Consider the following 25,495-nt stretch of genomic DNA (forward strand, 5'->3'; position numbering starts at 1 on the left):
CGTCGAGCGGTGCGTCTAAACGTGATAAAAAAGCGTGGGTGGCGCGTGAGCCAAACGCCGGTGAAACATGAGCGGAACGCCCATAGAACAATAGAATACGCCGGTACAGCGAACATAAAACGATAATAAAGCGATAAGGATACCCATGACGTTATCACCCGGATTTGCCGTATTGCATGGAAATCGTCTCGAAGTGTTGCGGGACGCCCTCGTGCAATGGATGGCAACTCATCCTTTAGCACCGTTGCAAGAAGAGCAAATACTGGTGCAAAGTAACGGCATTGCACAGTGGTTAAAAATGGCCCTCGCGAGTACAGCCGATGGCCATCCTGGCATTGCCGCAGGGTTACGTGTGGAACTTCCAAATCAGTTTGTCTGGCGGCTATATCGGATGGTACTTGGTGATGATATTCCCGCGTCACTTCCTTATGATAAAAATAATCTTACCTGGCGTATTCTGCGCTTACTTCCGCAACTAAACGATGCTGTTTACGCCCCCCTGCAGCGATATTTAAGCGACGATCACGATGGTCGCAAAAGCTGGTATTTGGCTGCACGTCTAGCGGATCTATTTGATCAGTACCAGGTCTATCGGGCCGATTGGTTACAACAATGGACTGCGGATTGCGATGTGTTACTCAGGCAACAAATGGGTGATCAGGTGGACGTGCCCGCTGATCAGCGCTGGCAGCCGGCGTTATGGCGAGCGCTACGACAAGACATGGAACAGGCATTGCAACAGGCGAGCTTTTCCAGTCGGGCGGATGTTCACGAGCGCGCCTTACGTGCACTGCAACAACAAGATTTTGCTGATCTGCACTTCCCACCGCGGGTGATGGTGTTCGGGGTCTCTTCGCTGCCCCAGCAAACCTTAGAATTGTTAGCGGCACTCGGTCGGCATAGTCAAGTGTTGCTAGCGGTGCTTAATCCGTGTCGGCACTTTTGGGGCGATATTGCCAGCGTGCGCGATGAAGTGCGCCGTCAGCAAAAGCGACAACAACGTAAGCCAGGCTTACCCGAGCAATTAAGCGCTGAAAACTTGCATTTACATGCCCCGCCGCTGCTCGCCAGTTTAGGCAAACAAGGGCGAGATTATATTAGCTTGTTGGATCAATTTGATGAGCCTGAGCACTATCGGTCTTGGTTTGCCGATCGCATTGATATCTATAGCGAGCCTCACAGCGTTAGCGAGGAATCGCCTGATACGGTAACAGTGTTGCAGCAGTTGCAAGACGATATTTTGGAGTTGCAGGCACTGCCTACCTCACCTCGGGTGTTGGCTAAGGGTGATACTAGCCTAACCTTCCATCGCTGTCACAGTCGGCAGCGGGAAGTCGAAGTGTTGCAAGATCAACTGTTGCAGGATTTTACCAATGACCCTGAGTTAAAGCCTCGGGATGTGATCGTCATGACCCCAGATATCGGCGAATATGCGCCTCATATCGCTGCGGTGTTTGGGCGCATCGATCAAGATGACCCTCGCTATATTCCCTTTAGTCTTGCGGATCAAGCCAGTCGCGGGCGCGTGCCTTTGCTGATCGCGTTGGAATATTTGCTTACTTTGCCAGATAAGCGCATTACCTTAAATGACGTCTTTGATTTGCTGGAGGTTCCCGCGGTTCAGCGCCGCTTTGGGCTTGAGCCGAGCGTGTTGCCGCAATTACGACTTTGGCTCACGGAGGCCGGTGTGCGCTGGGGACTTGACCATGCGCACAGGGAAACCCTCGGTTTAGGTGCTATGGGGGACGCCTACAGCTGGATCTTCGGTATTGAGCGTATGCTACTGGGGTACGCACTGGGCGACCAGCAGGGTGAGGCATTTGGCGCAGAACCACCTGCAGGGCACGAAGGGCCATGCCATTGGCAAGAGCGTCGTCCTTATGGCGAAGTAGCGGGGTTGGCAGCGAATGATCTAGGCCCTGTATTGCGCCTGTTACATGCGTTGAAAGTGTGGGTACAGGCTCTGGGGACCAATCCCAAACGCAGCGTCACGGACTGGACCCATTTATTTTATGGCAGCCAGTCGGATCAAGACGATGTTCGGCACAATTTACTCGAGCAATTTTTTGATTTTCAAGATGATCAGGATGAGCGTTGGCTTGTAACCCTTACCGAAGCCCTTGAACGTACCCTTGATGCGGCTGATGCAGGCGCTTTTAACGGTGAAGTAAGTTTAGCGGTTATGCGTGATGCATGGCTAAGTGAAGCGGATCAAAGTGGTTTAAGCCAGCGTTTTATGGGTGGCCAAGTTACCTTTTCCACCCTGTTGCCCATGCGCGCAATTCCGTTTCAACGCATCTATATTCTGGGTTTAAACGATGGCGATTATCCTCGCTCGCGTCGACCCGATGACTTCGACTTAATGGCAAGTGAGTATCGGCCAGGCGATCGATCGCGCCGGGATGACGACCGCTACTTATTTTTAGAAGCCTTGCTCAGCGCACGGCAATCCTTGTATTTAAGCTATATCGGTTGGAGTGATCGCGATCGGTCGGAGAAGCCAGCTAGTGTGCTGGTCAATCAGGTAAGAGATTATGTAGAGCAAGGCTGGGCCACGTCTACCGGGGAGTCCGCTTTGGCGGAACTTACCCATGATTATCCACTGCAACCGTTCTCAGCTGCGTATTTTACTAAGCACGGCAAATACCGCACTTATGCCCATGAGTGGCAATCATTAACCGCGGTTGCGTCGGCGAGTGGAGCAGTACCAAGGCTCAAAGAAGTGCCCGAGTGTACGCTGGCGTCATTGATCCGTTTTTTACGTGATCCGGTGCGTTACTTTGTCAGCAACCGGTTGCAAAGCCGCTTTTTCGATACCCAAATTACGCTAAACGATGATGAACCCTTTCAACTCGATGGATTAACCCGGTATCAGCTAACCCAAGAGTTGCTCGATGAAGCCTTGTACCGCGGCCCTGATTACGATATTCAACAACGTATTCGGCTGTTTCGCGCCGAGGGCGTGTTGCCGGTGGCGTTATTCGGAGAGCACGCGGAACAAGAAATTAGTCGCGTGGTGGAGGTGGTTCGCGAGCGACTGTCTGCAACGGGAGAGCATTGGCAGCCCTGTTCAGAGCCACTGCACGTGGAGATAGAGCTGGCTTCGCCGGATACTGACACGCAAGCATCAGCGCTAACGCTTACCGGCCAGATCGGTTCGTTATTTAGCAATCAAGCACAGGAACAAGCACTGGTTCTGGCGCGGCCTTCAGCCATTAGCGAAAAAAGCCAACCGCGCTGGAGCAATTTGATCGACGCATGGGTACAGCAACTGGCAGCAAATGCGGCGGGCTACCCGCTGCGGGTGGTGCAGTTTGGATTGGATACGCATTTGAGTATACCGCCATGGTCTGCGTCTGAGGCAAAAGCGCTCTTGCAAGACTTGCTTGGTCTGTGGTGGGCGGGTCTTCAGCAACCCTTACCGGTGGCGAGAAAAACCTCGATTCTGGCGGTGCAAGGAAAATCCGAGCGCGAGCTACAAGACAGTTACGAAGGCGGCTTTCACAGTAGTGGCGAAGTACAACAGTCGGCGGAGTTGGCGCGCTATTATCCGACACTCGAAAGTTTACAGCAGACAGGGTTCCTGGAATGGAGTGAGCGTATCTACGGGCCCCTTGTGCGCACTCGCTGTGATATGGCGGGACAAATGCAGGATCAGGGAGAGCCGCTATGAGTGCAACTATTCTGAACCCTCTCGCGTTTCCTCTTCAGGGCGTGCAACTCATTGAAGCCAGTGCAGGGACCGGAAAAACATATACCCTCGCTGCATTGTATGTGCGCTTAGTGTTGGCCCATGGTCGCGAGCAAGGCCCCCCGGGCGGACGTGGCTTGTTACCGCCGCAGATTCTTGTGGTGACCTTTACTACGGCAGCGACAGAGGAACTGCGTGACCGAATTCGGGCGCGGCTCGTAGAAGCGGCTGCGGTGTTTCGTGGTCAAGCAACACGGGATGACTTTCTCCAGCAAATGCTCAATGACTACGAGCAAAGTGAGCATGCGACCTGCGCGGCACAACTGCAATTGGCAGCCGAATGGATGGATGATGCCGCTATTTTCACCATCCATGGCTGGTGTCAACGCATGTTAAGTGAGCATGCCTTTGACTCAGGTCTCGGCTTTCAGCAAGAAATGGCTCACGATTTGGATGAGCTGATGCTGTCTGTGGCTCGGGATTACTGGCGGACATGGCTATATGGCTTGAATGATGCGCGCGTGTTAACTGATTTAGGCGGCTTGGCGCAATCACCAGATCAGCTTTTAGAAGCGTGTCGCCCCTGGCTTCGTCCTGAGCGGGAAGCCACGCAGTTTTTGGCGGCGGGCGTCGCCCTGCCGACGGCTCATTCCCCAGAACAAGCCTGTGCGGCGTTGCAAGAATGGTATAAAAAGCTGGAAAAACGGATTGCTCGGTTACAACCCCTGTTGACCGAAGATACCTTGGCATTCCTCGATGATCTTTACGCATCAGAGTGTTTGAAGAAAAACATTTATCAGCCGAAAACCTGGCTCAGCAAGGAACGGCCTTTGTTTCAGCAGTGGCTCACTATGCCCGCGCGCATTAACTTATTGCAAAGTGACGGCGAAGCCTTTGTGGTGAAATTTGCTCGCCGTAAGCTAGAAGCATCTCTCAAGAAAGGTGCTCAGATTCCGGACCATCCATTGTTTGATGTACTTGATCACATTCAAGACTTTCTTGCGACACGGCCTGAAATTCGCTTGGGTGTACTGAGTCATGCGGCTGAGTGGTTGGCGGCGGGGATTGAAGCACAGAAGCAGCGCACAGCGACCATGGGCTTTGATGATTTGCTCACCCGATTGCATAGTGCTCTTAAACGCCCGGGAGGAGAAGTACTGGCGCAACGGATTCGCGATCAGTTTCCGGTTGCAATGGTCGATGAGTTTCAGGATACAGACCCGATTCAGTTTGCTATTTTTCAGGCGATTTATCCGAAGGTATCCGCGTCGGAATACAATCTCACTTTGGTGGGCGACCCCAAGCAGGCGATTTATAGCTTTAGAGGCGCGGATCTCAATACCTATCTAAAGGCGCGGCGTTGGACCCAAGGTCGTCACTACAATCTACCCCGCAATTTTCGTTCAACCCATGCCTTGGTGGAGGCGGTAAACGCGCTTTTTGTGCAAGGCGAGCAACTCCCTCGTGGCGCATTTGGGTTTCAGTCAGATGCAGGTAATGAGCTTCCTTACTTTCCGGTCTCGGCACATGGCCAAACGTGGGCCTATGAAGAATCCGAAACTCAGGCGCCGCCAGTATCTTATTGGCTAGCGTCGGAACCGACGAAAGAATACAAAAAGCGCGATTATCAGCAAGAAATGGCGGAAGCCTGCGCTGACCGCATTGCCCAGATGCTAAATGGCTCTGCCGAGGGACGTTTGGGGCTGCGCCGAGAGCAAGAATTACAGCCGTTGCAGCCGAATTCATTTGCGGTACTGGTGCGCGATAGAAACGAAGCGCGGCTAATTCAAGAGGAACTGAGCCAGCGCCATATTCGTTCTGTTTATTTATCCGATCGGGAATCGGTTTTTGCCAGCGAGGAAGCGCAACTGGTACTGGCCTGGATGCAGGCTATCTATGCCCCAGATGATGAACAGAAACTTCGAGCCGCACTGATGTTGCGGTTATCTATGCAAAGCGACGCGCAACTGGCGGAGTGGCTTGACGACGAACAATCCTGGGAAGCGGTCACCGATCATGTCCGTGATTTCCAACGGATTTGGCGTTGGCAGGGCATTTTGCCGATGGTGCAGGCATGGCTACATCGCTTTCAGTTGCCCGCGCGCTGGCTATCCTTGGCGAACGGCGAACGTATTCTTACGAACGTGCTGCATTTAGCGGAGTTATTGCAACGGGAAAGCGCGCAACGAGATGGTGAAACCGGATTAATGCGTTGGTTCGCCACGCATATTCAGCAGCCATCGGGTGCTGATGAGCAAATTCAGCGGTTGGAGAGCGATGCAAGTCGAGTGCAGATTGTGACCATTCATAAATCAAAAGGTCTGCAATATGATTTTGTATTCTTACCTTTTATTTGTGCGGCAAAATCCGTAAAGAAAGGACGCGCGCTCCGCTACTCCGATGAATTTCAGATGGTACTCGATGTGATGCCTACCGATGATACGGTGGCGCGTGCCGACTGGGAACGTTTACAAGAAGATGTACGCCTTCTTTACGTGGCCCTCACGCGCCCGGTGTATGGCTGCTGGCTTGGACTAGCCAGTTATTCAGAAGGCCAAGGGCATTCGAGTAGCATCGGAAAAAGCGGCCTCGGTTATTTGCTTGGCTTAAATGCAACTACCGACGCTCACCAATTTCAGCAGGCCTTGGCGTCCTTGCCTTGGGTACGTGAGCCTTTGCCAACCGCCGCAGAGTTCACTAGAGCAGGTGCAGACGAAGAGCGTATTCCGGCACTGCAATTGTCACGTCCTGTAGCCCCCGAGCGTTGGTGGATTGCGAGCTACTCGGCGTTGCGAACCGATACCGAGGCTGGCAGCGCCGCACCTGATACGGCGCGACAGGCACAGCAACAGGATGATGATGAAGTGGATCCGGAGCAGCTGGCGCTAATCCTTTCTGCAACGTCCCAACCAAGCACGACTGTTGGGCTGCATGAGTTTCCTCGCGGTGCCAGTATCGGAACCTTCCTGCATGGACTGTTGGAATGGGCCTGCGAGCAAGGTTTTTCCGCATGTAGCGAGCTTAATGGTGAACAACGCCGGTTATTAGAGCGGCGCTTGCAACAGCGCGGATTGGCAGAACACAGTGAGTCTATTCAAACCTGGTTAAACGATATGGTGACAACGCCGTTAGCATTACCTCATGGTCAAAGCACTATCAATCTCGCCACCTTATCTGCCACGGTATCCGAGTTGGAGTTCTGGTTAGAGGCCAAGCATGTGTCTGTGGCAACGCTTGATCAGCTGGTACAGCGTTATTTTTGGCCCGGGTCAGCGCGTCCAAACCTACTGCCAGAAACCTTAAATGGCATGCTAAAAGGCTTTATCGATCTGACCTTTGTGGCAGATGACGGTCGTTACTGGGTCTGTGATTATAAGTCGAACTGGTTAGGGGAGTCAGCCGCCGGATATACCCAAGCGTCAATGCAAAAAGCTATGCTCGGGAAGCGCTACGATGTGCAGGCCGCACTCTATTTATTTGCTTTGCATCGGTTACTGAAGGCGCGCTTACCTGCCTACGAGGACAATCCGCAGCAGTATTTAGGCGGGGCTATGTATTGGTTTATACGCGAGCCTGCGTTAGGACAACTGTGGATGCCCGCTCCTCATGATTTCTTACAGGCCATGGATAACTTGTTCGCGACGGCCACGGAGGCAGCATTATGACACCCAATGATATGCAGCAATTATTGTCGGGTCTTGTTGATGCCCGTCTGTTGCGACCGGTGGATGCGCAGTTGCCATTGGTCCTTGATCGCATGGCCCCGCAGGCCAATCCGTTGCTTTGGTGGCTCACCGCCTTGGTGAGTTATCAGTATGGCCGAGGGCATACTTGTTTGATCCTTTCACAACTTTGTGAAAAGCCATCAGTTGTGCTTTCTATCAGTGATGATGATGTTCTGAAGCTGTCAGAGTCGAACCGACAACGGTGGCACGAAGCGCTCAGTTTATTGCAGGAAACTGCGCTAGACACTGCGCTTGATTCGATCTGGATACAATCCGCAGGCGCCAGTGCACAGGCCCCTCTGACCCGTGTGGATGATCGTCTTTATTTAACCCGACTGTATCGCGCTGAGGCCCTGGTAAAAGCAAAAGTTGAGCAACGCATGCCTATTCAAGCCGTGTCTGAAAATGTGTTGCAGCCACTGATTGCGTCGGCGTTTCCAGAAGCGGCCGACGCGCGTGCAAAGAACCAAATACACTGGCAGAGTTTAGCCTGTGCACTGGCGGTGCAGCGGCGCTTTACCATTATTACCGGTGGCCCAGGTACCGGCAAAACCACCACAGTGGTGCGCTTGTTGGCGGTGCTGTTACAAGCGCGCGAAAAACAAGCGCGCATTGCATTAGCGGCGCCGACAGGAAAAGCAGCCGCACGCTTAACTGAATCCATTCGAGAGAAGATCGGCGAGTTACCCGAGCAGATGCGAGACAATATTCCGCAAGATGTTGTCACCTTGCATAAATTGCTTGGTGCCCAGCCTCACCGCCGAGGCTTTCGTCATCATCAACAACATCCATTACCGGTCGATGTGGTGGTGGTGGATGAAGCGTCCATGATTGATGTGGAAATGATGGCGGCTCTTATGGCCGCCTTACCTGAGCACGCTCAGCTCATTTTGTTAGGTGATAAAGACCAACTCGCATCCGTTGAAGCGGGATCGGTATTGGGCGATCTGTGCTTGGGTGCCGAGCAAGGCGGCTATAACGAAAATACCATCGCGCATTTAGCACCTTATGCCACCGCTTCCTTAGCCTCCTATCAAGGCGACGGCAGTATGTATAATCAAGCCACCGTGATGTTGCGTGAAAGTCATCGCTTTGATGCATCGTCGGGCATTGGTCAATTGGCGAAAGCAGTGAATCAGGGCAGCGAATACCCCCAGTTGTTTGAGCAGTTTATAGATATCAATTGGTTGCGGGGCCATGTTGGCGATGATTTTCGAGCGCTTGTTATAGCGGGTTATCGCGATTATTTGGAGCAGATAAAGCGTGGTCCCCATGGCAGCGACAGCACTCAGTTGGAACTGTGGGCAAAGGCCGTGCTGAAACAACATCGTGCATTCCAAGTGCTGGTGGCGTTGCGACAAGGAGAGTGGGGTGTTGAGGGGTTAAATCGGCGCATCGCCGATTGGCTCTATGGCGCCAAACTCATTCCTACGACACAATCTTGGTACGCTGGTCGGCCGGTACTGGTGCGTCGCAATAACTACGGTTTAAAGTTGATGAACGGTGATATCGGCATTACCTTGCTGGATCCGAGCAGCGGTCGTCTGCGCGTGGCATTTGAGCAAGCGGACGGTACGATTAAATGGATTCTGCCCAGTCGGCTTGCAGATGTGGAAACGGTATTTGCCCTGACGGTGCACAAATCCCAAGGCTCTGAGTTTAAGCATGCGCTGTTGGCATTACCGGAGCGTATGAATCCGGTGCTCACCCGCGAACTGATTTATACCGGGATTACCCGAGCCAGTCAGAATTTTACACTGGTTACACCTGAGCCTGAGGTGTTTGCCGAAGCAGTGCAGGCCCAGGTGTTACGCAGTAGTGGATTGTAGCTCCCTAAGTATTAGAGATGTTTTAGGACATTCTCAACGGAACTTACATCGAAGCTTTTTGGATCTTCAACAAACAACTTATCGATGACGCCATCACGGATGATCATGGCAAAACGTTGCGCTCGCACACCGCCAAAATTGCCGGTATCCATGGTGAGTTCCATCGATTCTAACCAACTGCCGTCGCCATCCGAGAGCATGGTAATTGAACCACCGACATCTTGCTCTTTGGCCCAACTCGCCATCACAAACGCATCGTTAGTGGCAACACAATAGATGCCATCGACACCATTACTGCGCAGCGCTTCCGCTTGTCGCACATAGCCAGGAAGATGCTGCTCCGAGCAGGTTGGAGTGAAGGCGCCGGGTACTGCGAAAAGAACATGAGTGCCCGTTGCAAATAACTCTTGCGGATTCACTTGATCTAATCCAACTTGGCCTCGGGTGGTGAGTGTACCGGCGGGTACCTTCGTTTTTTCTGAAATCATGTTTGTATCCTTGCTTGGTTAGTGCGTGAACGGTGTAAAGACAACGCTTATGACAAAAGCGATCTAAACTGAATCGAATACGTACTGCTTAGTCAATTTCGATCTGTCTTACACTCGATTTGTATAAAGCATGAGTCGAGATTCAGTTAAAATCAATGTTTAGATGTTAACGATTGAGGTAGCGATGCGTCCAATCTATGTATTACATGAGAATGAAGAGTGGTTAGTGCCGCTGCGAGCAGAATTCGCCGCCCGTGGTGTCACCTTAAATGAATGGTTTTTAGACACCGGCGTGGTCGCATTTGACCAAGCACCCGAAAATGGGGTGTATTACAATCGAATGAGTGCAAGCTCCCATACGCGCGGTCATCGCTTTGCACCAGAGCTCACCCGCATGGCTCTGACCTGGCTAGAGCAGCACCCTGTGACTGTGCTCAACGGTACGCCCGCGTTGTATTTAGAGGTGTGTAAACTATCCCAGTATGCGGGGCTAAATAAAGCCGGATTAACCACCCCACGAACGCGTGCCGTGGTAGGACGCGAACAGCTTACGGAAGCTGCCCGCAACTTTTCCAGCTGGCCCCTAATTTTGAAGCCCAATCGTGGTGGCAAAGGTTTAGGCGTCATGCGCTTTAATCAGTTGGACGAACTTGCGCACTTTGTGCAAGGGCCCGATTACGAAGAGCCATTGGATGGTCTTTGGTTGCTTCAGGAGTATATTCAACCGAAAGCTCCCCATATCACTCGCTGTGAGTTTGTCGGGCAAACGTTTGTATACGCCGTTGATGTCAACACCGAAGGTGGCTTTGAGCTTTGCCCGGCAGATGTATGTGCTATCGGCGATGATTTTTGTCCAACCACGGCTAGCCCTGCTCAAGCCCCGAGTAAATTTCGGATTAGTCAGCGCTTTGATCATCATCCAATCATTGCACAGCTTGAACAATTCTTGCGACAAGCTCAGATTGATGTGGCGGGCATTGAAGTGATTGAAAACGAACAGGGTGAGCTGTTTGTTTATGACGTAAATACTAACACCAACTACAATCAGGCGGCTGAGAAAGCGGCGGGTGTTCAGCGCACTGGAATGGGCGCGCTAGCAGATTATCTGATTGAGCGCGCACAGCAGAACTAAGAATCATGACGCTATCACGGAATATCGTTGATGTGGGAGTCGCTGTTGTACTCCCACACGCGTTTTTGCAGTAATACGTTGTAAGGCTCATCCTCGGGTTTGCCATGAAACCAGCGATTAAGTATCCGTAAGAAATTAGGATCTTGGCGTATTTCCGGTAAAACCTCATTAATGCGCGCCGTGATCATACGTCCCCACTCGTTATCGGTACATCCGATAGCACCTAGCACATGCGTTCCAGAAGTTTCCGCTATCTCAATAAACTCCAATTGACTGCCACTAAAGTGCTTATCAAACGTGTGTAAAATTTGATAATCAATGGTGAAATCGATTCTGCCTGCTTTAATCATGGCAAGAATCGCCATGGTAGCGTTCTCACCCGTGTGAATAATCCGATAGCTATTTGGTGCGATTGCGTCGATGACCGGCTGCAGATCGCCATAGACACGACCAGACGGATAACCATAGCGATAATTACTCTCGCTAAGTAAGCGTGTGAGGGATATGGGCTCGCCGAAGGTTTCACGCATTTCACGGGCATTAGCTGCGGTGGTAATAATGCCATGGGGATAGTAAAAATGGGTGGGTTCGGTAAATACAGCCGAACGTGCGGCATGCGGCCGGTAAATCATACAGGGAAAACAACGGTTTTCGTTTTGTTCAAATTGTTGACGAATACGTGTTTGCGGCAAAATGGAACGCTGCGTTGGGATGTCGGGTAAATGCTGTTCAACGGAATCCATGAGCACATCACAAATACCTTCATTTTGCAGAGGACCGGCAACCACATGGAAAGGTGGTGCGGTATTGATCGCCCAATGTATATTTAACGGCGCTTGCGCCGCGGTAGTTCCGCACAGCGCTAAGGCAAATACTATCAAGCTAAAATTGCGAACATGGTTCATGGCTTAGTCTCAATCCATCATTGTTGCGCGTCGACCCGTTTATGTTAACGCGGTTGCTCTCACTTTGGTTCCAGTTCTCAGGGTAAATTTTGCGCGTCATTAAGTGTGCTGAATGTGCTGCAAGGATCATGAGAAGGAATCAGTGCGCTCGAATTGAATGGTATTACTCCCACTATCGAAGAAAATTAGATGAGAATCCAGTAAGATTTGTTAAATTGTACGCATATACTTACTAAAAAAAGAGTCGTTCAGCATGGAAGAATTGAAATGGCAGCATGTATCTCCTCGTTATGTCTCTCTCTTACGCATTGATAAAAGTATTTTATGCGGGCTTATTTTAATTGTTGTGTCGTTGCCCGCGATTCTAGTCGATGCGGTTCCTCTTTGGGCCGCGGGCATTTTCTGGGGCGCGTTATTTGTTTTGTGGCTGATCCTGATTTTCCTGTGGGCGCCTCGTCGGTTTCGGGTAACCGCCTTTGCCACTGAGCCGAAAGAAGTCCATTTTCGGGTTGGCGCCCTGTGGTACCGGCATACCGCCGTTACGCACAACCGCATTCAACATCTGGAAATTGAACAAAGCCCGTTTGAGCGCATGTTGGGTTTAGCGCGGCTGATTATCTTTACGGCAGGCGGTAGTGGCGCAGACCTCACCATACCCGGGCTAGCCCGGGACGATGCGATGGCGCTCCGGGATGAATTGTTAAGCATGATTCGTGATGAGCAGCTTGACGAGGCAGCGATTACTGAAGCCGGTCCGGTTTCGTCGGATGCTAAATCTGGGGACGCCACCAATGAGTGATTCTCGGCAATGGCAGCGCTTGCCATTACTGGCTCTCTGCTTTTTCTTCTTAAGTACCATTCGCCTCATGATGAAGCATCTTTATCAAGCGGCCCCGGCGTTAGCCGCGGCATTTATTGCGGTCAGCGCATTGCGTCCATTTATCCCACATATACTGCTGGGTCTCCTGGTTCTCATCATGATCACCACGGTGCTGCGATATCGGCGTTTTTTCTATGCCACTGAAACGCAAAGAATCTGCGTGAAACAAGGGGTGTTGCGGAAGGTAGAGCTTAATCTTGAGTATGATCGCATTCAACAAGCAGATATTGCGCGTCCTTTTTATTTTCGTCCGTTTCAATTGGCGATACTGAAGTTACAAAGTGCCGGAAGTAAAGCACAAGAGGTGGAAATTGCCGGATTACGAGTGGATCGCGCGGTCGCTATACAAGCAGAAATTCTTGCTGAAATTGAGGATGATAAAGGTGCTGGCGCAACCCAAGCGCAGGATTCAGAAGCCTCAAGCGGTGTAGATTTCACCTTCACGTTACCTCCCAGCGAAGTATTGCGCATTGGACTGATGCAAAACATTTTTGTGGTGGTCGGTGTAATAACGGCGCTGTTATTTTCAAATCAACAAGTGAATGCGCGTGTGCGAGAGCAGTTTGTTACCTTTGTGGAACAGTTCCCGAGCACCGGAGAAGCAATTTTTGCAATCGTAGCCATCTCCCTCGGTGTGCTGGTGCTATTAATTTTGGGTACCATTGCGATTCAGTTTAATAAATATTACGGCTATACCTTAACGCGACGAGGCGATCGGGTGCGTTATGAAGCGGGATTAACCTCAACGTTAACGCGTAGCTTTCGTGTTCAAAAATTGCAATTGCTAGACATTCGTCAAGGCTGGATGGGACGTTTATTGAATCGTCAGCAAATTCGTATTTCCCAAGCGGGCAACCAACAGAAACAAGATGGTAAATTTGTTTTGCCTTGTGTGTCGCCGAAAATTCGTCGGGAGTTTAATCAGGATTTGCGACTTCCACAGGCAAATTGGCAGCCAGTACATTGGTTAATGTTCCCCCGCTTTGTGCTGTTATTTTCCGGATTAGGGTGGCTGCTGTTCGATTGGCGCGTTGCGGCGGGCGTGTTGGTTGGCTTGACCATTGTGCGATGGCGCTGGTGGCACATGTTCGCATGGCACTTCGATGGCGAGTGGCTAGCCATTCGGCATGGTTTTATCGGCTCGCGCCAGCAGTGGATGCCGGCTGCAAAGCTACAGCATGTAAGCATTACCCAAGGGCCTATTCAACGCCGTTTCAAGCTGAGTAATTTGCAGGTCAGCACGGCGGCAGGCAATCTCTATTTACCTTACTTAAAGACCGCTACAGCCGAACGTTTGCAACAGCAGTTACTGGATGTGACCCGAGACAATTACAAACGCTGGATGTAAGTGAGCGCTTACAACTCGCGCTCACATCCAGCGCTTACTTCCAGTATTGCTCAACGGTGACATTGCCCGGTTTGCGGCGTAGGTTAATGTTAAGATTCCGCGCCGCTAACTCTGCTTTTGCATCGGTAATCATCTGTGGGTTACCACACAGCATGATTTGCGCGTCTTGATCTAAGGTTCCGCCAGTGGCGTGTTCCAACTCACCGCTGTGAATGAGTGCGGGAATGCGTGCATGCAGGGCACCAATGATGGGCTCGCGAGTTACTACCGGCTGATACACCAGTTGCTGCGGATAGCGGCTCTGCCATTCACGAATTTTATCTTGATAACACAGGTCGGCTTCGGTGCGGACACCGTGTACGAGATATATTTTCTCGTAGCGTTGCCATGGCTCATCGGTTCCCAACATGGAGAAATAGGGACCAATACCGGTACCTGTGCCGATAAGCCAAAGACTCTTACCATCGGGTATTTCGCTAAGAATAAAGAAGCCACTGGCCGGCTGGCTCACTTCTAGGGTATCGCCGGGCTGAAGTTGGTCGAGGCGCGGCGATAATTCACCGTCTGGAACCGTGGTGACAAGAAAATCGAGTATCGGCTCGCTGGGACTATTCACCAAAGAGTAAGCCCGTTGAATGCGCTTCTCTGGACCGGGCATGCCGAGCCGAACAAATTGTCCTGCGATGAAATCGAAGGGTTCGGTTTGAACGCGCAAACTAAATAAGTCTGCATGCCAACGTTTGTTCTCGACAACGGTTCCGGTAATCCACGTGGCCATTTAATCCTCACTTATTACATTCGCTTAGTGCATTATGATGAATGGTTTTGCGGCTAACAACAACCAGTGATAGCGAGTTCGAGCAAGGAGATTCTTTCGATGATAAATTCTTGTATGCTGTGATCACAGGCGTTATCCACAAAGCAGCCAATTGACATGGACACTTTAGACCGATTTGAGCGATTGATATGGCAAGTTTGATAGATCCAAAGCAGACGGTCAGCGCGGGCGGAATCCCATGGCTTCCCTTTACCTCATTGACCCCAGAAGGGTTTTCCATTCGGGGGCAACGCACCTTAGTGCACGCCAACTCAGACAAGCCGGTGGTGCATTTTATTCATGGCAATTCGTATTCAGGTTTAACCTACTTGCCCTTGTGGCAGGCATTAATACCTCATGTGGATATTATTCTGCATGATGCCCAAGGTCATGGTGATAGTGATGACGGTGGCCCATTTGTTGGTTGGAACCGATCGGCAGAGATTGCCACTGAAATTTGGCAGGGGTTGCGACAGGACTATCAAAATCGACCTGCGATAGGTCTTGGTCATAGCTTCGGAGGGGTACTCACCTCGCTTATGGCCGCTGCTGACCGCTCGTTGTTTGCGCAGGTGTTATTGCTTGATCCTATTGTCTTTACGCCCGGGATGTTGCGCTGGATGCAGCCCTTACAGTGGCTGCAATTGTATAGCTACAACCCCATTGCCAAGAAGGCCAGAAAGCGGCGCAGTGAGTGGGAATCTTGTGCCCAGGTGATGGAATCATTGCGCGGCAGGGGGATGTTTCGTGGTTGGGATGAACAGGCCTTGCAGGCCTATGCTGAGTTCGCAACGGCGCCCAATAAGCATGGCCAACGTCAATTAAAATGCACGCCGCAACGAGAGGCTGAGATTTTCTCGTCTTACGCCCGCGGGCTGTGGGGAAAGTTGCCGCAAATTGATGTGCCCACGCGGGCATGGGTGGGCGAAAAGAGTTATCCATTTGTCCATCAATCGATGGCACTTTGGCAGCAAAAAAATCCTAAGTTTTCTTACCAAGCAGTGCCCGGTGGGCACTGCTTTATGCTTGAGCATCCTCAGCAAATCGCGCAGAAACTTCTAGCTGCGCTGCAACGCTGATTCAGGAATGGGTTCGCCAATACATGTGGACAGGGCGGTAAGTAACTTCCGTTCAACCACTGTAATTTCACCGTCATGCTCTGCACAGGTAAGCCAAGCATTGACCATCCGTTCTTTATTCTGAGGCGCCCATTCGTTGATGCGGTCTAACACATCAGCCAGATCGCCAAAGCTAAACTTATGGTGAGGGAAGGGGACAAGGGGCTTAGGAAAGTGTTGCGCGCCCGCTTGAAATGCAGCTTCACTCGCTGTTTTATCGTTGGGGCTACCGTAATGAGCAAGCACCGACAATGAATACTCGGCGTCACTAACAAAGCGGGTTTTTACCAATGGCACACGTTTATTTGGGGCGAATTGGGCTAACACATAGCGCCGCACAATTTGTCCTAAACACCAATCATAGAGCGTAATTTGCTGATCCGCGGCAAGTACATCCTGCAACGTTGCCAGAATGGCTTTTGCTTCCTGTTCCGCGAAGCCTTTGAGTGCAGGGATGGACAATTCAACCAGTGGCAAACGCTCTTCAAGGGGTAAGTCGCGAACCTGCGTGTAGTCGTTTAGTGTGCGAGTGGCTAAGGCTTCACCATGTTGTTCACGAATTAAAGCCAGTTGCTTTTCGCGCACGGATTCATCGGCACTCAATGCAATAGCAAAGATAATGGCCTCAGCACCTTCTTGTTGGCGGACTTCTTCGCGCAAGGCTGCAGAAACCGGAATAGCACTACCAGCAACACGACCCCCGGCTTCTCCCGCGCCGAGTACAGCCCCGGTGAGTATTGTATTGAGCACCGCTTTCTTACGGGAATCTTGTTGAGATGCCTTTTCTTCTGCCGCCGCGTCACTTTTTTCTGCATCCAGCTCTTGTTTTAATTGCTGTGCAGAATTGGCCCGAAACTTACCGTCCCAACTAGGACGTACGCGTTTAATGCGTTTACTCAAGGGCGGGTGCGTTGCAAAAACCGACATCATTTTATTCACTGCTTGGCCAAAAAATAGATGGGCCGCTTCGTCTGCGTTTTTACTCTCAACCCGACTGCCTGGCCCGGATTTTTGTAATGCGCCAATTTGTTCTAGCGCGCCCCCGATACCGTCGGGGTTACGGGTGAATTGCACCGCTGAAGCATCGGCTAAATATTCGCGTTGTCGGCTCACTGCCGCTTTAATCAGGTTTCCGAACAAAATGCCAATGGCACCGATAATTAATAGACCAATCCCTATCAATGGCAGCGGATTTTTATCATTGCGGCGGCTAAACATACCCGTACGCAAGAGCAGGTAGCCGGCGTGGCTAATAAACAAAATGCCGTTCAGAATCGCCATAATGCGGATATTCATACGCATATCCCCATTAAGGATGTGGGCGATTTCGTGGGCAACGACCCCTTGTAATTGATCCCGCGTAAGATTCTCAACACAGCCGCGCGTGATCCCAATGACGGCATCCCCAGGAGCGTAACCTGCGGCAAATGCGTTAATACCCGATTCGTTTTTCAGTAAATATACCGGCGGCACGGGCATATTCGCAGCAATGGCCATTTCTTCGGTTACATTTAGGATTTTGCGTTCGATGGGGTCGCGACTATCGGGCGATAGACGGACGCCACCTAAAGCCTCGGCCACAATACGACCACCCCCGCGCAATTGTGACCATTTATATAACACTGCAAGGCTGATCGCAGAGAGGGTTACACCCATCGCGGCGACGATAATATCCCATTGCAGCGTGAAGCTCTCGGTGTGCGCTGGCGTTTGTTGTGACGCATGCATGCCGCCGCTGACGGCGGCCACAAGCAGGCCCGTGAGTGCCAACAAGCTAATGACCGCTAGCCCAAACAGAATCACAAGCAAACGCGTATTGCGTTTGGCGACGGCTTGATGTTCGAAGAAATCCATTGCTGCCATAGTTACCTCAAGTCGCCGTGTTAAAATTTAACTTCTGGCGCTTTCTGAATTTCTTCACGATCTTCAAACTGCAACAAGGTTGCGTCTGTACTGTGACCAAACATGCTTGCAAACACGACAGGTGGAAACGACTGCCGATAGGTGTTGTAAGCCATGACAGCATCGTTAAAAGATTGGCGAGAGAACGCAACGCGATTCTCTGTGCTGGTGAGCTCTTCACTCAGCTGCATCATATTCTGATTTGCTTTTAAATCAGGATAGGCTTCCATCACCACATTCAGGCGACCGAGTGCACTCGATAATGCCCCTTCCGCGCCCACTAAATTCCCCATCGCTTGCGCATCACCGGGTGCAGCGGCAGCGCCTTTTAAGGCCGCGGCGGCTTGATTACGGGCTTCTACCACAGCTTCTAAGGTTTCGCGCTCATGCTTGAGATAGGCTTTTGCTGTCTCAACAAGGTTAGGAATCAGATCGTAGCGGCGCTTCAGTTGGACATCGATTTGCGCGAATGCGTTTTCAAAGCGATTTTTTAAAGCGACAAGTTTGTTGTATATCCCGACTACATAGAAAACCAGTAGCACGAGAACAATTAGGGCAATCCATAACTCCATGATGTACTTCCTCTTTTTAGTGTACGCCGACGGTTCAATGCTTAGGCACTGTTATAGCACGGAAGTTCGCCGAAAAATATGTTTGCGGCGTGAATTCAGTGATCAACAAATAGCCATGCGGTATCGGAAGAATGGTGGCACTTGTGCAGGCTTTGGTGTACTTTAAAGTGCATTCTAAGACCTCCGGGAAACGGTTGCTTATGTCGAATGTGAGCGGAAATCTTTTTGTTATCGCGGCGCCGAGTGGCGCCGGCAAATCTAGTTTGATCAAAGCGCTATTGGAGCGCCACACCGATGGCACGATGGAGGTGTCGGTAAGCACCACTACGCGCCGACCGCGTCCGGGTGAGATAGACGGCGTGCATTACCACTTTGTTTCGGAAGATACTTTTCTCAAGCAGGTTGATAAAGGTGATTTCTATGAGTGGGCGAAAGTGTTTGACCATTACTACGGCACATCGCGCACTGTGATTGAGAAAACCTTGGCCAGCGGCACAGATGTATTTCTTGATATTGACTGGCAAGGCACACGGCAAGTAAAAGCAGCCTACCCTGGGGTACATACTATTTTTATTTTACCCCCTTCCAATGAAGAACTTGAGCGACGTTTACGTAGCCGTGGTCAAGATAGTGACGAGGTGATTGCGAAACGCATGGCCAAAGCACAGCACGAAATGTCGCATTATGCAGAGTTCAGTTACTTGATAGTGAATGAAGATTTTGACCAGTCCGTCAATAATCTAGAGCATATTGTGATGTGTCAGCGGATGCGCCGCTCGAAGCAGCAAATACGGTACCGAGAAGTCCTGCAGAATTTACTCCACGAATAGAGCTTGGCGTTAGCGGGTGATTTACAGTACAATAATTGCCCTTTTCGGCCATAGGGCTCGAAATTGGCGTGAAATGAGTTTTTTTAATTAGGTTTAACTTAAGGCGGAACATAAATGGCACGGGTAACAGTTGAAGATGCAGTAGATCGTATTGGTAACCGGTTTGATTTGGTACTGGTGGCTGCTCGGCGTGCGCGTCAAATTGCGAATGGCGGAAAAGAGCCTCTAGTTGAAACTAACAATGAAAAAGCAACGGTTATCGCGTTACGCGAAATCGAAGCAGGTCTTATCGACGCTGAGCGTTTAGATCAAGACGATCAAGAAGAGCGTTTTGCCCAAGATGAGGCAGAAGTTGCTGCAATGACCGCGCTTAAATCGCGCCATCACGAAGAATAATCTCCTTCAGCCAGTGGGTGTTTTCTGCACCTGCTGGCGCTTGCCCGTTGGCAAATCCTTCATTTCCCCTTATGCTCTCTGATATGCCTGTGAGTTTATGCCTGATTCATTGATTCGGCATAGTGTAAATGATTGCATGTGATGAGTAAGGTTGTTTGTGACACCACAACACGGCTTGAAATCCGCGAAGAGAAGTGAGAGCGCTGTAGTGTATCTGTTTGAAGGGTTGCGCAATTTAACCGAAGCATACTTGCCGAAAGTGCAAGTTGAACGCTTAGAGGCTGCATTTCATGTGGCTTTTCAAGCGCATATCGAGCAAAAGCGGCAAAGCGGCGAGCCTTACATTACCCATCCTGTGGCTGTGGCCTGCATGCTTGCAGAAATGCGACTTGACCATGAGACGCTCATGGCGGCATTACTGCATGATGTAATTGAAGACACCTCCGTAACCCATGAAGACCTCGCAGAACAGTTCGGCGCAACAGTTGCAGAACTCGTTGAAGGGGTGTCCAAACTGGATAAGCTTCAATTTAACAGCAAAGAAGAAGCTCAGATCGAAAACTATCGCAAGATGATTATGGCGATGGTGCAAGACATTCGCGTGATTCTTATTAAACTCGCGGATCGTACTCACAATATGCGCACGATAGGCCATTTACGCCCGGATAAACGCCGTCGAATTGCCCGCGAAACCCTTGAAATTTATGCGCCATTGGCCCACCGCTTGGGTATTCATAATGTTAAAAATGAACTTGAGACCCTTGGCTTTTGGGCCATGCACCCGTGGCGTGCGCGTTTGCTTGAAAGCCAAGTACGCAAAGCCCGCGGCAACCGCAAAGCACTGCTTGAGCGCACCCATAACGAATTGATTTCCCGACTTGAAGAACAACAGATTAAAGCCCGCGTCTATGGGCGCGAAAAACATCTGTATAGCATTTATAAAAAAATGCTGAACAAAGAGTTAAAGTTTGATCAAGTTATGGATATTTACGCGTTTCGGGTGGTGGTTGACGGTGTCGATACCTGTTACCGCGTGCTTGGGGCCGTACACAACTTATATAAGCCTATCGAAACGCGCTTTAAAGATTATATTGCGATTCCCAAATCGAATGGCTACCAATCCTTGCATACCTCATTAAAAGGGCCGCACGGAATTCCTGTAGAAATCCAGATTCGCACTGAAGAAATGGACTTAATGGCGGATCGCGGGGTTGCGGCACATTGGCTCTATAAAGATATCGAAGATAGTGGCACCACGGCTCAGGTGCGCGCACAAAAATGGATGCAAAGCTTAATTGAACTGCAGCAAAGCGCAGGTAATTCGTTTGAATTCATTGAGAATGTTAAATCTGATCTGTTCCCCGATGAGATATATGTATTTACACCGGATGGACGCATTATCGAACTACCACAAGGGGCTACCCCGGTTGATTTTGCCTATGCGGTACATACGGATATTGGCAACACCTGTATTGGGGCCCGCGTAAATCACAAAGCCTATTCATTGAGTAAAGCGCTGGAGAACGGACAAACGGTAGAAATTCGCACCGCCCCAGGATCGCGTCCAAATATTGCTTGGCTGAACTTTGTGGTGACTGCAAAAGCCCGCTTGAAAATCCGTCAGTATCTGAAAAATGCTGAATCTGATGAGGCCTTGCAGCTTGGTGAGCGCTTACTTCGTGCCGCTCTGGGTGCCCACAGTATGGACGATATCCCGAGTGCTGATTTTGAACGCGTGGCAATAGAACTGAAGCGGGATAATAAAGAAACCTTGTTGCGGGAAATCGGCTTAGGCAATTTGATGAGCTTGGCCGTGGCCCGTCGCTTAATGGGCGACGATAAGCGTCTAAAAGCAGCGGCAGGTGACGATGAACGGGGTCGTAGTTTAGCCATTAAAGGCGCTGATGGCTTATTACTTACCTTTGCGAAGTGCTGTCGTCCTATTCCCGGCGACGACATTATTGCCCATGTCAGTCCAGGTCGTGGTTTGGTTATTCACCGGCGTGAATGTAAGAACGTACGGGGCCATGAAGATGAGCCTGGGCGTTATTTCCCGGTGCAGTGGGACAATAAACCGGACTCTCAGTTTACCTCAGAGATTCGTGTGGAAATCGTAAATCATCAGGGGGCATTGGCACGCTTAACCTCAGCGATTGCGCAAACCGGATGTAATATTCAAGGGTTGAAAACAGAAGAAATCGATACCACGATCTATTATATTGATGTTGAATTAACTATTAATGACCGAAAACATTTAGCAGATGTTATGCGGCAAATCCGCAAAATGCCCAATGTGCAACGGGTCTCTCGTTTAAGGAAATAGCCCATGTCTAAAGTGATTGTTGCCACGGAGAATGCACCCGCGGCAATCGGAACCTATTCGCAAGCAGTGAAAATTGGAACCACGGTGTATTTGTCTGGGCAAATCCCTCTGGTACCCGAGACCATGACGATGGTTTCCGATGATTTTCGTGAGCAAGCGGTGCAAGTGTTTAAAAACTTAGCGGCGGTGTGTGAAGCCGCCGGTGGCGAATTACAAAATATGGTGAAGGTACAAATTTACCTCACTGATTTAAGTAACTTCGCCATTGTGAATGAAGTAATGGCTGAAAATTTCAGTACGCCTTATCCAGCGCGTGCAGCCATTGGTGTGCGAGCCTTGCCAAAAGACGCACAAATTGAAATCGATGGCATTATGGAATTACCGTCGACTAACTAGACGAAATACGATGAAACAGCCCACGCATTGCGTGGGCTTTTTTTTTAGATTGGTGCTGCCTCAGATTCCGGCTCGTTGGCTTTGATAGGGCCAAACAGGAAAATGGCAATAACGCCTACAATACCGAGCACGAAGCAATAGAAAGTATTCAAACTCACCGCCAATGGCGATACGCCGAAGGTGGCGCCCATGAGTAGGGCTTGCGCGCCATAAGGTAAAACCCCTTGCACCACGCAAGCAAATATATCTAAGTAACTGGCACTTTGCCGAGGGGCGACATTACCTTCCTTCGCAAGCCGTTTACTCACTTCCCCAGACAGCAAGATAGTGACGGTATTATTGGCCACCGCTAAATTAGTAAGCGCGGTAAGGCCGGCAATACCAAAAGCGGCAGAACGATCTTTGCGGCGACTCAGCCGGGTAGTGGCCCGTTCAACACTTTTGGCTAAAAACGCTAAGCCCCCTTGTTGCCGGATGAGGGCCGACAGGCCACCGATCAACAAGGACAACAGGAAGATTTCTTGCATACTGGTAAAACCAATATAGATATCTTGGGTGAAGGCAACTACGGCATAATCCACCGCCACCATGCCAAACAATGCCGCCAGAATGATGCCGAGGGTGAGCACCACAAAAACGTTTAGTCCCGACACCGCCAAAGCGATAATGAAGAAGTAAGGTAATGCAAGCCAGTAGTTGGCTTCAGGAGCCTCGATGGGTGCGCTTCCGGTATTAAAAAACGACAACACACCTATGGTCAAGATCGCTGCAGGCACTGCAATGCGAAGGTTGGTTCGAAATTTATCCTTCATCGCACAGCCTTGCGTGCGCGTTGAGGCGATAGTGGTGTCTGAGATAAACGATAAGTTGTCACCAAACATAGCGCCACTGACCAACACCCCTGCCATTAACGCCGGATTGATCCCCGCCACCTGAGATAGCCCAAGCGCCACCGGCGCCAACGCAGCAAGGGTACCCATGGACGTTCCCATCGCGGTAGACACCACTGCGGCGATAAGAAAAATCCCTGGCAAAATAAACGACGGTGGAATAATGGCTAAACCGAGCCCAACCATTGCATCTACACCACCCGTTGCGGCGGCAACGGTAGAAAATGCGCCTGCCAACAAGTAAATCAAACACATGGTAATAATATTGTTGTGGCCCACGCCCTCAACAAAAGTTTGAATGCGCCGATTTAGCTCTTCCTTGCTCAACAGCACCGCCAAGATAATTGCCGGAAGAATGGCAACCGGGCTGGCTAGCTGATAGAACGCCATTTCGACCCCTTGGCTATGGAGAATGATACCCGTGCCGAGAAATAACGTAAGGAATAACACAAGCGGTAACAGTGCAATGGCACTGGGTTTTACAGGTGGTGTAGTAGATGACATACAGCTTCTCAGTTTTGTTTTTTTAGACGTCTAGAAGCATAAACACCTTAATAGGGGATGACAACCCTTTTTCGGACAAGGCGAGTTTTTAGTGCGATCGATGAAATATCCGTTGGCTCTCCCGCTTGGCCGATAAAGGATGTACACTCAATAGCATGAATCGCTTCTTGATCATGAGAAGCACAAGCAAACACTAGTAGCATGAGGTAACGGGATGAGCCCAGAAGATCTGCACTTGCAACTTCGTAACTTACGCAACGAAGATTACCCACAGCTAAAAGCGCTCATGGATCGTGTATATGACGACATCGGCGGTGCGTGGGAAGAGCACACCATACGCAAGTTAGTTCGGGAATTCCCAGACGGCCAGATTTGCCTTGAGGATAACGGGGTCATTGTTGGCGTCGCGCTGACAGTTCAGGTGACCTACGATAAGTTTTCCAACCCCCATCAATATGACGATCTCTTAGGCAAGCGCGATACCATTTTAAATGAAGACGATGGCGACGCCCTTTATGGGCTCGATGTGCTTATTCATCCTGATTACCGTGGCTATCGTTTAGGCCGGCGCTTATATGATGCGCGTAAAGAGCTCTGTATTCAGGAAAATCTAAAAGCAATTTTGGCCGGTGGCCGCATTGTGAACTATCACAAGTATGCGGACGATATGACCGCAAGCCAGTATTTAGAGAAAGTGCGTCGCCGGGAAATCTACGATCCTATTTTAAGTTTCCAGCTGGCCAACGACTTTGTCGTAAAACGACTGCTCTACAAATATATGCCGGAGGATAAGAAATCCAGAGGGTATGCCACTTTATTGGAATGGAGCAATTTCTTATACGAGCCGGCAGATACGGTTATTTCATCGCGCTCGCGCAATGTACGCGTTGGTGCAGTGCAGTGGCAAATGCGTTCAGTAAAGTCTGTAGAAGAACTCCTGCAACAAGTCGAGTACTTCGTGGATGCGATTTCCAGTTATAAAAGCGACTTTGCATTGTTCCCCGAGTTTTTTAATGCGCCGCTCATGGGGCTTTCGGATAAAAGCCAACAAATGTCGGCGATTCGCTTTTTAGCTGGATTTACCGAGCGTTTTCGCAAAGAAATGTCACAGATGGCGGTGAGCTATAACGTCAATATCATTACCGGATCGATGCCATTGCAGGAAGGGGACTCTCTCTATAACGTCACCTATTTATGTCGTCGTGATGGTTCGGTAGAAGAACAGAAAAAAATTCATATTACGCCTCATGAAAAACGCGATTGGGTTATTGAAGGTGGGGATAAAGTACAGGTGTTCCAAACCGACGCAGGGCGCGTGGGAATTTTAATTTGCTATGACGTTGAGTTTCCTGAATTAGGGCGCCTAATGGCCGATGAAGGCTTGGAGATCTTATTTGTGCCGTTTTGGACAGATACCCGAAACGCGTATTTGCGAGTGCGCCATTGTGCGCAAGCACGGGCTGTTGAAAATGAGTGTTACGTGGTTATCTGCGGGAGCGTGGGCAACTTACCAGAAGTGGAAAGTCTCGACGTGCAGTATGCGCAATCGTCGGTATTCTCACCGTCTGATTTTGCATTCCCCCATGATGCCGTTATGTCGGAAACGACGCCAAATACAGAAATGCTGATGTTCTCAGACCTCAATCTCGATGAGCTACGTTATCTGCACAACGAAGGCTCGGTTACTAACTTAAAAGATCGCCGCACGGATATGTATGATGTTGTGCGGAAATGGCGAACATAAGGATT

At 50.3% G+C, this 25,495-nt stretch carries 18 protein-coding genes; 12 read left to right on the forward strand and 6 right to left on the reverse strand.

Features of this window, described 5'->3' with window-relative positions; genetic code table 11:
* Positions 1-145 precede the first annotated feature (145 nt).
* Genes recC through recD form a run of 3 tightly spaced genes read left to right on the forward strand, consistent with a single transcriptional unit; the run spans position 146 to position 9,245 of the window.
* Positions 146-3,673 carry an exodeoxyribonuclease V subunit gamma gene (gene recC, locus HXZ99_RS07785; protein WP_194756723.1) on the forward strand — a complete coding sequence of 1,176 codons (3,528 nt, stop codon included), beginning with the start codon at positions 146-148 and terminating at the stop codon, positions 3,671-3,673.
* A complete protein-coding gene (recB, locus tag HXZ99_RS07790; RefSeq protein WP_194756724.1) occupies positions 3,670-7,356 on the forward strand; it encodes an exodeoxyribonuclease V subunit beta in 3,687 nt (1,228 codons plus the stop codon). The genes recC and recB overlap by 4 nt, the downstream gene beginning before the upstream one ends.
* Positions 7,353-9,245, forward strand: coding sequence for an exodeoxyribonuclease V subunit alpha (gene recD, locus HXZ99_RS07795; protein ID WP_194756725.1), 1,893 nt, complete (start codon positions 7,353-7,355; stop codon positions 9,243-9,245). The genes recB and recD overlap by 4 nt, the downstream gene beginning before the upstream one ends.
* A gap of 11 nt (positions 9,246-9,256) precedes the next feature.
* Here recD and HXZ99_RS07800 read toward each other — a convergent pair whose 3' ends face one another.
* A complete protein-coding gene (locus HXZ99_RS07800) occupies positions 9,257-9,733 on the reverse strand; it encodes a peroxiredoxin (RefSeq protein WP_194756726.1) in 477 nt (158 codons plus the stop codon).
* A 184-nt stretch (positions 9,734-9,917) separates the two neighbouring features.
* On the opposite strand from HXZ99_RS07800, the gene HXZ99_RS07805 reads away from it, so the two are divergent.
* Positions 9,918-10,865 carry an ATP-grasp domain-containing protein gene (locus tag HXZ99_RS07805; protein WP_194756727.1) on the forward strand — a complete coding sequence of 316 codons (948 nt, stop codon included), beginning with the start codon at positions 9,918-9,920 and terminating at the stop codon, positions 10,863-10,865.
* Between the two features lie 14 nt (positions 10,866-10,879).
* On the opposite strand, the gene HXZ99_RS07810 is transcribed toward HXZ99_RS07805, so the two are convergent.
* Positions 10,880-11,770, reverse strand: a complete 891-nt coding sequence (locus HXZ99_RS07810) for an ABC transporter substrate-binding protein (RefSeq protein WP_194756728.1) — start codon at positions 11,768-11,770, stop codon at positions 10,880-10,882.
* A 253-nt stretch (positions 11,771-12,023) separates the two neighbouring features.
* Here HXZ99_RS07810 and HXZ99_RS07815 point away from each other — a divergent pair, with 253 nt between their 5' ends.
* Complete coding sequence (locus HXZ99_RS07815; RefSeq protein WP_194756729.1) at positions 12,024-12,569, forward strand: PH domain-containing protein; 546 nt, start codon at positions 12,024-12,026, stop codon at positions 12,567-12,569.
* Positions 12,562-13,998 (forward strand): PH domain-containing protein, encoded by a 1,437-nt coding sequence (locus HXZ99_RS07820; protein WP_194756730.1) that lies wholly within the window; start codon positions 12,562-12,564, stop codon positions 13,996-13,998. The genes HXZ99_RS07815 and HXZ99_RS07820 overlap by 8 nt, the downstream gene beginning before the upstream one ends.
* Positions 13,999-14,032: 34 nt before the next feature.
* On the opposite strand, the gene HXZ99_RS07825 is transcribed toward HXZ99_RS07820, so the two are convergent.
* Positions 14,033-14,776, reverse strand: a complete 744-nt coding sequence (locus tag HXZ99_RS07825) for a ferredoxin--NADP reductase (RefSeq protein ID WP_194756731.1) — start codon at positions 14,774-14,776, stop codon at positions 14,033-14,035.
* A 188-nt stretch (positions 14,777-14,964) separates the two neighbouring features.
* Here HXZ99_RS07825 and HXZ99_RS07830 point away from each other — a divergent pair, with 188 nt between their 5' ends.
* Positions 14,965-15,894 (forward strand): alpha/beta fold hydrolase, encoded by a 930-nt coding sequence (locus HXZ99_RS07830; protein WP_194756732.1) that lies wholly within the window; start codon positions 14,965-14,967, stop codon positions 15,892-15,894.
* Here the strand turns inward: HXZ99_RS07830 and HXZ99_RS07835 are convergent.
* Both HXZ99_RS07835 and HXZ99_RS07840 read right to left on the reverse strand, forming a co-directional pair.
* Positions 15,874-17,796, reverse strand: a complete 1,923-nt coding sequence (locus tag HXZ99_RS07835; RefSeq protein WP_194756733.1) for a M48 family metallopeptidase — start codon at positions 17,794-17,796, stop codon at positions 15,874-15,876. The genes HXZ99_RS07830 and HXZ99_RS07835 overlap by 21 nt on opposite strands.
* Positions 17,797-17,816: 20 nt before the next feature.
* Complete coding sequence (locus HXZ99_RS07840) at positions 17,817-18,407, reverse strand: LemA family protein (RefSeq protein ID WP_194756734.1); 591 nt, start codon at positions 18,405-18,407, stop codon at positions 17,817-17,819.
* Positions 18,408-18,607: 200 nt separating this feature from the next.
* Here HXZ99_RS07840 and gmk point away from each other — a divergent pair, with 200 nt between their 5' ends.
* From gmk to HXZ99_RS07860, 4 genes are all read left to right on the forward strand, one after another.
* Positions 18,608-19,237, forward strand: coding sequence for a guanylate kinase (gmk, locus tag HXZ99_RS07845; RefSeq protein ID WP_194756735.1), 630 nt, complete (start codon positions 18,608-18,610; stop codon positions 19,235-19,237).
* 114 nt (positions 19,238-19,351) lie between these two features.
* On the forward strand, positions 19,352-19,633 hold the full coding sequence (gene rpoZ, locus HXZ99_RS07850) for a DNA-directed RNA polymerase subunit omega (RefSeq protein WP_194756736.1): 282 nt from the start codon (positions 19,352-19,354) through the stop codon (positions 19,631-19,633).
* 208 nt (positions 19,634-19,841) lie between these two features.
* Positions 19,842-21,956, forward strand: coding sequence for a bifunctional GTP diphosphokinase/guanosine-3',5'-bis pyrophosphate 3'-pyrophosphohydrolase (gene spoT / locus HXZ99_RS07855; RefSeq protein WP_194756832.1), 2,115 nt, complete (start codon positions 19,842-19,844; stop codon positions 21,954-21,956).
* Positions 21,957-21,959: 3 nt separating this feature from the next.
* Positions 21,960-22,352 (forward strand): Rid family detoxifying hydrolase, encoded by a 393-nt coding sequence (locus tag HXZ99_RS07860; protein ID WP_194756737.1) that lies wholly within the window; start codon positions 21,960-21,962, stop codon positions 22,350-22,352.
* Between the two features lie 44 nt (positions 22,353-22,396).
* Here the strand turns inward: HXZ99_RS07860 and HXZ99_RS07865 are convergent, their stop codons facing one another.
* Positions 22,397-23,746, reverse strand: a complete 1,350-nt coding sequence (locus HXZ99_RS07865; protein WP_194756738.1) for a Na+/H+ antiporter NhaC family protein — start codon at positions 23,744-23,746, stop codon at positions 22,397-22,399.
* Positions 23,747-23,960: 214 nt separating this feature from the next.
* Here HXZ99_RS07865 and HXZ99_RS07870 point away from each other — a divergent pair, with 214 nt between their 5' ends.
* Positions 23,961-25,490: a carbon-nitrogen hydrolase family protein gene (locus tag HXZ99_RS07870; protein ID WP_194756739.1), complete on the forward strand. Its 1,530-nt coding sequence runs from the start codon at positions 23,961-23,963 to the stop codon at positions 25,488-25,490.
* The last annotated feature ends 5 nt before the right edge of the window (positions 25,491-25,495 follow it).

The organism is Aliidiomarina indica (genome assembly GCF_015354615.1).
GTDB lineage: Bacteria > Pseudomonadota > Gammaproteobacteria > Enterobacterales > Alteromonadaceae > Aliidiomarina > Aliidiomarina indica.